This window comes from Bacillus sp. AFS031507, assembly GCF_002584635.1.
Lineage (GTDB): Bacteria > Bacillota > Bacilli > Bacillales > Cytobacillaceae > Neobacillus.
Genome location: NZ_NUOW01000007.1, coordinates 260,189 through 272,882, shown reverse-complemented (window position 1 = coordinate 272,882; position 12,694 = coordinate 260,189). Strand labels below are relative to the sequence as shown.

Below are 12,694 nucleotides of genomic sequence, written 5' to 3'. Positions count from 1 at the left end.
GAGGTTAACGAGGCAGTATACTAAAGAATACAACTGTATAAAGAAAAAATTAGTGTTCCAAGTAAAGTGATTTCTCCATTTGTAGTGTCAGATGAAGAGGCAAACAAAAATTTAATCAAATATATTTTTCTTTAACTTTCTGTTTTTTAAAACATTAAAAGAGAGATAATATAAACAGTTAAGAAAAGCAGTGTCCAAATAATAAAATAAAATGCTTTATCGTGGGTTTCTGAGAAGAGAAAAGACGAAATTATTGCAAATGTTAAAAAGAAAAATCTATAAATCTTAATTTTTGAAATAACTATTATTGCACCATCCATGATTGTAATATTTAAAAAATAAATTGTAATATACTTTTAATAATGTATGTGGAATAAAGTAATGTTGGAGTTTTAAACTTTCGAAGGAGACAATTTATACAATTTGTAAATAATATGATATTCATTTTGTTTAATAAGGTATTTATTCAATTATCGAATTTACAATATCATGTGATTTAGTAAAGTAAAGAGTAAAAGGTTTTTTTTTACTTTTTGGCGAATTAGGAATTTGAAGAAAAATAATAAGGCGTGATGTGAATTGAAAATAAGCTTATCTTATGTGATTAAAGTTTCAGTAATAATCCCTTTATTACTGTTAGCGTCATGTGAAGATCAAGATAATCAAGAACGTGTAGTGAAAAAAAACTATTTTGGAATGCACATAGGTAACTCTACTAAATTTTCTCCAATAGTAACACCATATCACAATCAAGGATATGGTTCGGTTCGTTTTTGGGATACAAACACGAATTGGAGACAATTAGAACCTCAAAAGGGACATTTTAATTTTGAAAAATTAGATCAAATGGTATCGACTGCAATAAAGAATCATCAAGAGATCCTTATGACATTAGGGCAACCGCCAAATTGGGCTACAGGAGGAAAGTCTTCTTCAAAGTATGGAGAAAACTATAATTCTTTACCTCCAACTGATATTAGAGACTGGAGTAATTATGTAAAAACAATTGGTAATCGTTATAAAGGAAAAATTAAATTCTTTGAAGTTTGGAACGAACCTAATATAATAAATTTTTATTCTGGTTCAATGGAAGAGTTAGTTTCCTTAACAAGAGAAGCCAACTATGTTTTGAAAAAAATTGATCCTAATATAAAAATTGTAAGTCCTAGTACTACAGATAGAAATACTGGACCTAAGTTTTTAGATGGATTCTTAAAGGCCGGCGGAAAAGAGTTTGTAGATGTTATAGGAGTTCATTTATATGTATCCCCTGCTTTACCAGAAGAAGCTATTCCATTAATACAGGATTATCGAAAAGTGATGGCAAACAACAATGTTGGTCATTTGCCTCTATGGGACACTGAATTCACTTGGCTTAACTTTAAATTAAATGGAACCGAAAAAAGTATTGGTTTAAATGAGACAAGTGTAATAATGCCAACAAAATTGGCATCGTCGTATTTAGCAAGATCTTTATTAATAGGTCTTGGCATGGGTGTTGAACGTAGATTTTTTTACGGGTTAGATTACCCAGCTTCAAAAATCCGTTTGATTGATTTAAAAGATCCGCAACGACTTTTGTTGCCTGGTAAAACTTATAAGAATATCACTACTTGGTTAACAGATTCTACGATACAAGATTTCTCTTATAAATTCTTAGAAGAAATCTATGTGATGTCCATTTTATCTTCAGAAGGAAAAAAGGGAATAATAGCATGGACAGAAGGTTCTAAGAAGATATTAAAGCTTCCTTCAGAATTTAAGAAGGAAGGAGAATACGTTTCGGTAATTGGGGAAAATGATGAATATTCAGATGGTAAAGTTGTTCTAACGAATATACCCATTTTAGTTTATGAAGATTGAAGTTATTTTTAATGTATATTTCACAATTGGAGGAAAAAGCTTCGAACTGAGGAGTCTCACTAATGGGCAGGAATGTTTGAAAAAATAGAATAAACAAAAAAATCCTTTTCTAGGTTTCCGTTAAAACTGAAAGGACCTGGAGGGTGACAAGGGAATAAAACAAAGTATGAAACAAAGGGATAAGAGTGGCCAGTAGCTGGACGAGCGAGGAGTTTTGGGTTTCTTGCCNNGGCAAGAAACCCAAAACTCCAACTACTCACCCCAATATGGTAATAACTTTAAATGAGATGGCTCACTTTTGTAGTGATCGCTCTAGCTCAAATTAATATTGACAAATACACAATAGGACCAAATGAACCAATTCCAATGGCATCCAAATCATATTGTCTAAAAAACTCTATTACCTTCGGAAGAGTGTCATCTGGTACGGTAGTTGGGATCATAATTCGTTCCAGTATATTTCCCTTTTCATCTCCTACAGCATAAACAAATTTCGTCCCGCCAGCTTCAATCGCACCTAACATGTATCTGTCCTCCAAATAAGATTTCATCTTATTTCTAAATAACTCAAACTTGTTACTTTGTATGAGCATTTTCCGTAACTACTTAATCAATAATTTTAGTCTTATTTTTTAGCTTTCTCTTTCCATTCATTAAAAATGTTAATGTTAAAGCAAGAAATGCCCCAAAACCATCAAACAGGACGTCTTTATATGTTGCCACTCTTCCCGGCATAAACGATTGATGCCACTCATCCGTAATGGCATAGAGGACAGTTACAAGCCATGGGAAGACGAAAGAATACCGAAAGGATGAAAGAGACCTATACAATAAAAGCGCAAGAATCCCAAACACCGTAACATGAGTTAACTTTCTTACAATAAGGTTCAGCACATTAATCTCTTCATTATCAGCAGTTGGTGTGTTAATGGTATTATGTTCTGTTACCACTACCTTATGGATCGCTACTGAAGTGTTCTCTCCAGTGAAATACGGGAGCTGTGTGAAGCAAAAGATTAAAGCCATCCAAAGGATTGCTGCTAGTGTCCACCATCTTATATTATTCATCTGCTAAACTCCTTGTGTATCGTACATAATAACAATCCACCCTTACCTAAAGTAATAGACAAGGGTTTTCATCAAATACTTCACCCTTCTCTGAGGTGTCCGACATAGATTATTTAATTATTTCCAAAATATCTGCTGCAATTTTAGCGGCTTCATCATTGTGATAAAAGTTATTCTGTCTTAATTCTTTTTTTCTATGATTAATGATTGTCGGGTCCACTTGATAGGTTTCAAAATGATCCCATTCAATTGTTTCACAGAGAAGATGTCTTTTAAGGTAGTTAATCGTATTTTGATCCTCTTTCATTGATGGTCTATTAAGGATTAATAGAGGTACATTTGCACTAATGGCCTCTCCCATCATTCCCCATCCTGCTTTGGAAATAACTAGATCGGATGTAGCAATAAAGTTTTGAGATTCTAAGTAATTACTAGGTATTTGAAAAACATTTGAACGGTCTACCTCAACATTGGAGGAAACGATAAAAACACAATCCGGGCTGTCCCAAATCGGCAGTTGCTCAAGAGAACCCACGTCGATCTTCATTCCAAGTCCTAAAAAAATAACATGCTGATCATCATTTGGATTAATTGCATTTCTAATTCTTTGAACCTCTAGTAAATCTACTTCTCTAGAAAAAAATCCATAATGATTTGTTGGGACATTCCAATTTTCATTGCTTCCTGCCAAAGAATAGAAATGAGTCATCTTTTGATAGGCTTCTTTATATGGCTTTAATTCTCCGTCATCAATTAAATCATGGTAGGCCGTATACCAAGTAAAATTAGAAAGACCAATTGAAGGAATGCCTATTCTTTGAGCCGCTTCAAATGGGAGTGGCGAAATATCTGAAACAACTAAGTCAATATGATTTAATTTTAGAAAATCTTGCTCCTGCACAACCTTGAGATCCCAATTAGCAACGAAGTTTATATATTCCTCAAATAATCGCACTTTATCAGGATGAATCGAATCCTTTTCCAAAAAGTAGCCCACATCTGTCTTTATAGTTCGGTAACTTACACGATTTGAATGAAGGGACTCTTTAATAAAAGATAGAGCAAAGGAATGGCAAACAATAATTAACACTTTTGGGTCTTTTAGAAGTTTTCGTATCACAGCAATACTTCTTGAAGCATGGCCATATCCATAATCAGAAATATAATAAGCAATGGTTTTCAAAATGATTCACCTCCAAAATAAAAAAGAAGGGAAAGGACCAAAGCCCTCTCCCTAAATATTATAAAATAACTTTTGCCTTTGATTTTTGAAAATGGTTAATGACATCATCCCATTTAAAAAATAAACGAGTAAAGTCCTCGTCACTTATGCCGATACCAGTTTGGACTTCAACAAATTCTAGTTCAGTAAATGCTTTAATTCCATGCTTCTTGCCTGCTGGAAGATGGATGATATCCCCTGCTTTAACACGAGTAATATAATCATCCAACGCTAATTCACCTTCACCACGAACAATAGTCCAAACTTCATCACGTAGGTTATGGTAATGATAGCTTGAATTTTTTTCTGCGTGGATACAAATTCGTTTGGTGACCATTTCGTTCCCATCATCATACTTAGCATAATCAAGGACACGAGACCAACCCCAAATGCGCTCTTCATACATTGGTGGCTGTTCAAATCCACTAATAAGTTCCTTTATTTTCGGACTCGATGCTTTGTCAGAGACTAAAATTCCATCAGGACTAGCAGCAACCACTACATCTTTTAAACCAATAATGGTTACAGGAATATCCAATTCATTGATTAAATGAGTATTTACTGAATCATTACTTAATACACCTTTACCAATTTGAGATGTAGCCATTTCTTCCGTTAAGGTATTCCAGGTCCCAAGATCCTTCCAGTAGCCATCATAAGGAAGGGCCACAATATGATTTGCCTGTTCGACTACTTCATAATCAAAACTAATCTTAGGGAGATCCTTATACTGAAGTGATAGTTTATCATAATGAAGCGGTAGACCTTTTTCTACTAATATATCAATGATATATTTTAGTTTAAAAGCAAATACTCCACAGTTCCACAGCGCGTTCATATCTATAAGAGTCTGAGCCTTTTCTTCACTAGGCTTTTCTGTAAAATGATTTACAGTAAAATAGCTGTCTCCATCTACAGCTTCTTTTGGTACTATATAGCCGTATTTGGATGAAGGATAAGTAGGTCTAACGCCAACTAAAGCCAAATCAGCTTCGGAATCTAGTAAGACATTCTCTAATTCTTTTACCTTCTCAAAAAAACTATCATCCACGTATGGATCAACTGGCAATACAACAACAACTTCATCTTCTGAGACATTTTGAGTAGAAAATAGATAAGAAGCAGCTAAAGCAATCGCTGGAAATGTATCGCGACGTTCGGGCTCAATAATAAGTGGTACATCCATTCCTATTTGACTATGAATCATATCTCTTTGCATTTTAGAGGTTGCAATGACAGATGAATCAGAAAGGCCAACTGTTTCCAACTGCCCCCATACACGCTGAACCATTGATTGTTTTTCTTCTTTATTACTTTCTAACACTTTTAAAAACTGTTTGGATCTTGTGTCATTTGATAAAGGCCATAGACGCTTCCCTGAACCTCCGGAAAGTAATACGAGTTTCATAATATCCCCCCATAAAAAAAGCAGGCCTCTTGACCTGCTTGATTGTAAGTAAAGTTGATGGTGCGGCTCCTGGTAGACTAATACCGCTTTACATCATATTAATTGAAATTGCATAGCAATAGAATCTTTCATGCCAAATATTATACTAGAGAGGCTTCTAAATTATAAACCGTTTCTCTACCAATTGAATCGTAAGTTATATTTGCGTTTTTAACACTTATCAAATCATAGCAGTTTCTCCCGTCAAGGACGATTGGAGTTTTCATTAACTTACTATATTTTGATAAATCAAAGTCTCTAACTTCGTCCCATTCAGTAAAGATAAAGCATACATCCGCATCCTTGATCGTGTCTTCAATGGTGTTGCAATAAGTAATTTCATCAGGGTATCTTTTCTTGAAATTCTCTATTCCAACAGGATCCCATGCTTTTACGTTCGCCCCATCTTCAAGCATAATAGGAATATTTACCAAAGTAGGCGCTTCTCTTAAATCATCTGTCCCTGGCTTGAAGGTTAACCCTAGAACAGCCACATTTAAACCATTGAAACTATCAAAGTACTTACGAGATTTCTTAATTAATTTTAGCTTTTGATTTTCATTCACATCAATAGCTGCCTTAACCGTTTTTAACTCGTTATCATGGAAATTGGCCAGCCAATGCAATGCCTTTGTATCCTTAGGAAAACAAGACCCACCGTAACCAATTCCTGCATTTAAGAAGCGATCCCCAATCCTCTTGTCAAAGCCCATACCTAGAGTCACATCTTCTATATCTGCACCAATAATTTCACAAAGGTTCGCTATTTCATTGATAAAAGAGATTTTCAGTGCAAGAAAATCATTGGATGCGTACTTGATCATCTCGGCACTTTTCCTATTTGTAACCACAATCGGTGCATCAAAATCCTTATATACCTCTTTTAAAACTTCACCTGCATATTGTTCTTCGACACCTATGACAATCCTTGAAGCATGTAGTGTATCCCTTACTGCAGTACCTTGGGCCAAAAACTCAGGATTTGATGCGACATATACATTTACATCATGTACCAATCTGGATTTAATCATATCTTCAATTCTATCATTTGTACCAATTGGTACGGTTGATTTAACAACTACGACACAATCTTTTTCAATACTTTCAGCAATTTGTTCAGCTACTCCATAAACATAACTTAAATTAGCCGAACCATCCTGCTTTTCTGGAGTACCAACACCTATGAAAATTACATCAGCATCTTTATACGCTTCTTTATACTCGGTTGTAAAATTCAATCGGTCCATATTATTAACCAGTAATTCTTCAAGGCCTGGTTCGTAAATAGGGGAAATCCCCGCCTTCATTAAGGCCACTTTTTTATCATCTATATCTACACAAGTAACAGAATGCCGATGTTCTGCTAGACAGACCCCCGTTACTAAGCCAACATACCCAGTTCCAGCTACTGCAATTTTCATTTTTGTCCCACCTTCGATAAATTAACAAATACTTTTTTGATGTATTTTGTTACTTGAGAGCAAATTAATCAAAATATCATTTACATTGTTTCTTTCCATGTTGAGTTGTGAACATATGGACTCTTTAATTTTCTTTTTATTTTAGAAAAAAATTTTCCTAGATAACTTTGAAATTGTTTATTTTTATCATTTACTTGTAGATTAGCAGATCTTTTATCTTTATCATAAATATCCGAACATAAAAAATTCTTCAACTCTATATTTTTGTCCAAAAAATTCCTCGCAACTGAATCGCCTTCATCTTTTTGGACTCGAAAAGTGTGTAGAGAATTGGAAATTATATTATCATTAGAAATTAAAATTAAATCATTACTTTCATTATATTTTTTTATAATTGACATAATCCCTTCATAATTATTTTCTATATATATTATTTCCTCCTGATTCTTAATGTAGCGTATGAACAATGTAGGTTCTTTTATTTTTTCATAAAATCTTTTAATTCTTCTCACGTATTTATCTTTAACATTTGGCAATTGGTCAGATAGAGCATCGTAACGTGAAAAGTCATGATAAAAATGAAAATTATATATCGTATCAACATAGTAATTAGGAGTCTCTTTGTATTGTGACATATTTCCATACTTTAATATGTCTTCAAATCCATTATCAATACAATCAATAATTCCTTTGAAATCTGAAATAATCCAATCAAAAGGACCACTTGAATCTCTTAAGCCAATTTTTTTTAATTCAAGTGCTGTACTACAAAAAAAACCTAGTGAAATAACATTTTTATATTTATTCATAATTTCGTTTCACCATTTTCTTTCATTGATGATCTATTAAGTATTAAAAGAGAGGTGTTCGAACAGACGGTTTCTTAACGAATTAAAGATGCCATGATTTACGGGAGAGTAATGTAAATATTTACCACTTAAATTTTTACTGCAAGAAGATTCTAAAATGCAGTTCAAGAAATTATTTCTAAGTTTATCTTTTTAAATAGCTTAAAAAAACACCATTGATGAAAAACATTTAACTAAACATTTTTTCTAAGATTTTATCCCAAGTAAAATTTTCTGTTATTTGTTTATTTGCATTTCCCCCTAATTTTCTAATTTTGTTTGTATTAATTAGTGTGTTAAAAATCTTTTCAACCCAGATTGCTTCATCTAAATTTTTTATGATTACACCATTATCACTATTAATTAAGATTTGTGAACCTCCATTATAAGTTGAGATTACGGGTAACTTAAAATACATGCTTTCCATGATAACCATGCCGAAAATTTCATAACTAGTTGGAAATAAAAACAAATCTGCTTTTTCATAAAAATATTTAAGTTCAGATTGTTGTAGTTTTTTTATATGAAGTATGTTTTTGTTAATATTTAATTTTTGAGCCAAACTAAAATATCTTTCTATATCTTCATTTTCACCATTTCCAACTAATACTAAATTAAGTTCTGGATCTTTTTTAATTAACTTTGCAAAAACTTTAAACAAAAACTCTATATTCCTTCGATCTTCAAGTACTCCGACATACAATAGATTTTTGTTGTTAAAGTTGAGATATTTTTCTGAAATTGTTTGCTTTTCGTTATTATTTCCTTCTAACTTTTCAATATCTAAACCTACGCCTATAGTTTTTATATTCCTAAAACCTTTACTTTTCAAATAATCATTAGCTAGATCTGATTTCGTAAATATCTTTACTATCCTTTTTCTAATATATGGGGTAATAATTAAATCATAGACTCTTTGAAAAAGCTTTTTACTATTATTTTTGTAAGGGCCATGATATAAATACACCTTTTCGGGAACAATTAAAGAAAGTAAAAATGTCATAATTTGATTATATTCAGTAGAGACTATTATGTCATATTGATTTATCCTTGATTTTTTTAATAAGGAATAATAAATACTATTACTCATAACTTTACTAGCTTTAGTCCATTTAACAGTAAGTTTTTTACCATTATTCTCATAAATAATTTCATCGTATGTGTTATCACTATAATAAACTACATCGCAATTAAAACCCTTTCTAACAAATGCCTTTCCTAAACCTATTTCTTGTAAATTATAAGAGTTAATATTTATTTTTGATGCAAAATTTCTAATAATTAATACTTTCTTTTCCATTACTTTTCTTCCTCTATGCATCTTTTTGAATAGCAATATTTTGAGTTTTTACTTTATTTTTTGAATATGTTTTTATAAATTTATAAATATAAACTGTGTTATTATAAAAATATCTTTTCCATAAACGTTTTGGTTCCGATAATAATCTAAATAACCATTCTAAACATAATTTTTGAAAAATAATTGGAGGTCTTTTAATTTCACCAATGATGAAATTAAATGCTGCTCCAACGCCAATTAGCACTCCATCAATTTTAGAACTGTTTTCAAACATCCATTTTTCCTGTTTTGGACAACCAAGACTAACAAATACTAGGTCTGCACCAGATTTATTAATATTATTTTGTATAGTTGTAATCTCTGTTTTGTCTAAGTCCCTAAAAGCTGGGGAGTAAGATCCAACAATATTGATACCTGTATATAAATTATTTAATTTTTTCTTTAGTCGCTTTAGAGTATCTTCTGTTCCACCATAAAGATAAATCTTATAATTCATTTCCACCGACTCTTCACAAAGTTTAAGCATGAGATTTGGACCATCTACTCGCTCTTGGTTTTTGAATCCAAACATCCTTAAAGCCCAAACAAGAGGCATACCATCAGGTGTACATATAGCAGCATTGTCTAGTACTTTATTAAAGTGCTTATCATTACTAGCAGTGACTAATGAATGAGTGTTACATACACAAACATACTTTTGTTTATTATCTGTATCAATCCAATGTTTTATATTCTTCACAGTATCAAAAAAACTGAGTGCTGTAATCTTAGAATATAAAACAAATGCAAAGGGATTACTTTTCATTTTTTCCCCCTCCTAATTACTTCTTCATATATTTTTATTAACATATTATAGTTTTTAGTAGATGTATAATTTTCTTCAAACTGCATTTTAACATTATTTTGTAATTCAGAATGCTTCGAGTATAGTAAAGCCTTTTTTAAAACCCTCTCCAAGTCTCTTATATTGTTATTTTCAAAATGAAAACCTGTTACTTCATCAATTACTACCTCTTTTAATGAGCCAATATTTGATGAAATAACAGGTGTATTTACAGAATACGATTCAACTATTGTCATTGGAAACCCTTCATACCAAAGTGAAGGAACTACTAGAAATTTAGCTTTATGCATATGTTCCAAAACTTCATTACTATTTAATCTTCCAAGGAACTTCACGTTGTGAAGATAGCCAAATTTACCTTCCAATTCTTCTTTAAGAGGCCCATCCCCTATAATTTCTAGTTTTACATTTGTCTCAATATTACTCCAAGCTTCAAGTAACAATTGCAATCCTTTCTCTTTTGAAATTCTTCCAACAAATACAATTCGATCGTAATTATTCTCTAAAGTAAAGTTCCAAGATAATTGCCTAATAAAATTAGGCTTTACTACTATCTTACTGCTATCTAACCCAATTTGTGAAAATTTATCTTTGGCAAAATCGGTTAGAACAATATATTTATCCACTCTCTTATTCCATGTATCTAAAAACCTATGGGTAGCCAACATTGCAGTTAATGGTATTGTTTGGATTCGGGAATTTCTATAACAACCATGTTTTATTGAATTAAATAAACTACCTGATATACATTCTTCGCAGATGTTACCATCTCTTAAAAACAATGCTCCTGGACAAGCTAAGCGATAATTATGCAGTGTTTGTACAACCGGAACACCCAATTCCTTGCATGCATAATAAACTGATGGAGATAATAGTGGAAAGGTATTATGAAAATGTGCAACATCTGGCTTTTCATTAATTAAGATTTCTTTAATTTTAAAGTATTGATTTCTAGACCAAATTGTATTTATTCCTAAACTTATTTTATTTCTTAAACCCTCTGTATCAATTTCATCATTACTTATAAAATATTTAACTACCTCTACTCCATGATCTTGAAGCAGATTAATTTCTTCTTCTACAACTTTATCTTCTCCACCACTTTTTTTATAGTAATTATGGACAAATAATACTTTCAAAATAATACACCACTTTTTTCTATATTAAATTTATTTTATAATTACTCTTTATTTAAGATTATTTTTGCAGGTACTCCTACTGCTGTACTATCCGGTGGTACATCATTAATCACAACGGCATTTGCACCTACTCTAGCACCGTCACCAATTTTAACAGGTCCCAAAATTTTCGCACCTGTTCCAATGATTACACTATTTCCAATGATAGGAGCTCCTCCCTTTTTCTGGTTTTCATTAATATATTGCTCATCAAAATGGGCTAATCCAAATCCACCTATTGTCACTTGATGATAAATTATCACATTACTTCCTATTATAGATTGAGGGTTGATCACAACTCCTTTACCACCATGTTCCAATTTGACGTTTTTCCCCATTTTAGTTTCTGCAGGTATCTCCGTTCCCATTATGAAGTCTATTAAAAATTTATACCAAATTTTATAAAGAAACCATAAAATCTGTTTTATATATAGTATTTTGCATCTATAATGTACCCAATTTCCGAATCTATAATTTAATAGTATAGTAGATTCCCTAAGTCCTTTTTTCTTCATATTATTTATTTTAGCCTTTCTTTTATCCAGAATATTTAACAGAAAATTCAACTTTTGTATAACTTAGATTTCACTCCAAATATTCCAGCAATATCTCCTAAACCATTTCCAATTATGCTTAATCCTTGAATAAATTTATGAATACCTGCAAAAATAAATAGAGTACTTAAACACAAACCTTTTATTATCTTTAGTGAACCTTTTAATAACCGGAATAGCAGCTTTTTCTTTTTGTTAAGATTATTTGTAGCAAACTCTATTTTTATATAATTAACAGATGAATAAAACGATCTCTTGAAAATATAACTAATTTTAGCTCTTTCTAAAGGGATAAATTCTTGAACTTCAGCTTCATCACACCAAGTAATGGTATAACCTTTACTTACTAAATTGATGAATAAATAAGTATCTTCTCCACCGGATAAGTTAAAATCATCAGAGAAAACAGTTTTCATATCATTTAATATAGAAAGTTTTATCAATGTATTACCTGTACCAGTATGGGCTAACTTTTCTCCATGTTTATATCTCGGAGGTGTAAAGTAATTTGTCTTTTTTATATATTCTTTAACTTCTGAATGGTATAAAGGTAAAATTGGACCGGTAACAATTTGAGAGGTATATTTAATCGATGTTTCAAGTAATTTAGATAACCAATCACTTTTATACACAATTTCATCATCGTCTAAAAAAGCAATATAATCTAAGTTTAATTCCCTAGCTTCCTCAATACATTTATTTCTGGCATTTGATAACCCCTGCTTTTCTTCTAATTCATATATTAAATTTAACTTATTCTTATAATTTTCAAAAATGACCTTAGCTGAACCACTTTTATCGTTATCTATAATAATGGTAGTAAATTCATATTCACAAAAAACATTCATAAGACTTTCTAGTAGTCTTGAAAGTGATGATGGTCTTTTAAAAGTACATATACAAACTCCAACCTTATATTCCATATGAAATACCCCTATACTATAATAAA

At 31.5% G+C, this 12,694-nt stretch carries 11 protein-coding genes and 1 pseudogene; 1 reads left to right on the top strand and 11 read right to left on the bottom strand.

The features are described from left to right. Window positions 1-579: 579 nt before the first annotated feature. The gene (locus COE25_RS09960; RefSeq protein ID WP_098932505.1) at window positions 580-1,863 is read left to right on the top strand and encodes a GH39 family glycosyl hydrolase; all 1,284 of its coding nucleotides are present in this window, start codon (window positions 580-582) and stop codon (window positions 1,861-1,863) included. A gap of 341 nt (window positions 1,864-2,204) precedes the next feature. On the opposite strand, the pseudogene COE25_RS09955 reads toward COE25_RS09960, so the two are convergent. The 11 genes and pseudogenes from COE25_RS09955 to COE25_RS09905 all read right to left on the bottom strand — a co-directional run. Beyond that, a pseudogene (locus COE25_RS09955) lies at window positions 2,205-2,387 on the bottom strand (ROK family protein); the annotation flags it as partial. Window positions 2,388-2,469: 82 nt separating this feature from the next. Continuing rightward, window positions 2,470-2,931: a VanZ family protein gene (locus COE25_RS09950; RefSeq protein WP_098932503.1), complete on the bottom strand. Its 462-nt coding sequence runs from the start codon at window positions 2,929-2,931 to the stop codon at window positions 2,470-2,472. A 109-nt stretch (window positions 2,932-3,040) separates the two neighbouring features. Continuing rightward, window positions 3,041-4,114, bottom strand: a complete 1,074-nt coding sequence (locus COE25_RS09945) for a glycosyltransferase family protein (protein WP_098932502.1) — start codon at window positions 4,112-4,114, stop codon at window positions 3,041-3,043. A 58-nt stretch (window positions 4,115-4,172) separates the two neighbouring features. Then, window positions 4,173-5,561 (bottom strand): sugar phosphate nucleotidyltransferase, encoded by a 1,389-nt coding sequence (locus tag COE25_RS09940; RefSeq protein WP_098932501.1) that lies wholly within the window; start codon window positions 5,559-5,561, stop codon window positions 4,173-4,175. A gap of 140 nt (window positions 5,562-5,701) precedes the next feature. After that, entirely contained in the window at window positions 5,702-7,021 is a 1,320-nt protein-coding gene (locus tag COE25_RS09935; RefSeq protein WP_098932500.1) for a UDP-glucose dehydrogenase family protein, read from the bottom strand. An 80-nt stretch (window positions 7,022-7,101) separates the two neighbouring features. Next, window positions 7,102-7,830, bottom strand: coding sequence for a DUF1796 family putative cysteine peptidase (locus tag COE25_RS09930; protein ID WP_098932499.1), 729 nt, complete (start codon window positions 7,828-7,830; stop codon window positions 7,102-7,104). A 229-nt stretch (window positions 7,831-8,059) separates the two neighbouring features. Beyond that, a complete protein-coding gene (locus COE25_RS09925; protein WP_180247473.1) occupies window positions 8,060-9,169 on the bottom strand; it encodes a glycosyltransferase family 4 protein in 1,110 nt (369 codons plus the stop codon). Window positions 9,170-9,182: 13 nt separating this feature from the next. Continuing rightward, window positions 9,183-9,974 (bottom strand): WecB/TagA/CpsF family glycosyltransferase, encoded by a 792-nt coding sequence (locus COE25_RS09920; protein ID WP_098932497.1) that lies wholly within the window; start codon window positions 9,972-9,974, stop codon window positions 9,183-9,185. Next, window positions 9,971-11,152 carry a glycosyltransferase family 4 protein gene (locus COE25_RS09915; RefSeq protein WP_098932496.1) on the bottom strand — a complete coding sequence of 394 codons (1,182 nt, stop codon included), beginning with the start codon at window positions 11,150-11,152 and terminating at the stop codon, window positions 9,971-9,973. The genes COE25_RS09920 and COE25_RS09915 overlap by 4 nt, the downstream gene beginning before the upstream one ends. 41 nt (window positions 11,153-11,193) lie before the next feature. After that, complete coding sequence (locus COE25_RS09910) at window positions 11,194-11,757, bottom strand: serine O-acetyltransferase (protein ID WP_098932495.1); 564 nt, start codon at window positions 11,755-11,757, stop codon at window positions 11,194-11,196. Then, a complete protein-coding gene (locus COE25_RS09905) occupies window positions 11,754-12,668 on the bottom strand; it encodes a glycosyltransferase (protein WP_098932494.1) in 915 nt (304 codons plus the stop codon). The genes COE25_RS09910 and COE25_RS09905 overlap by 4 nt, the downstream gene beginning before the upstream one ends. Between the last annotated feature and the right edge of the window lie 26 nt (window positions 12,669-12,694).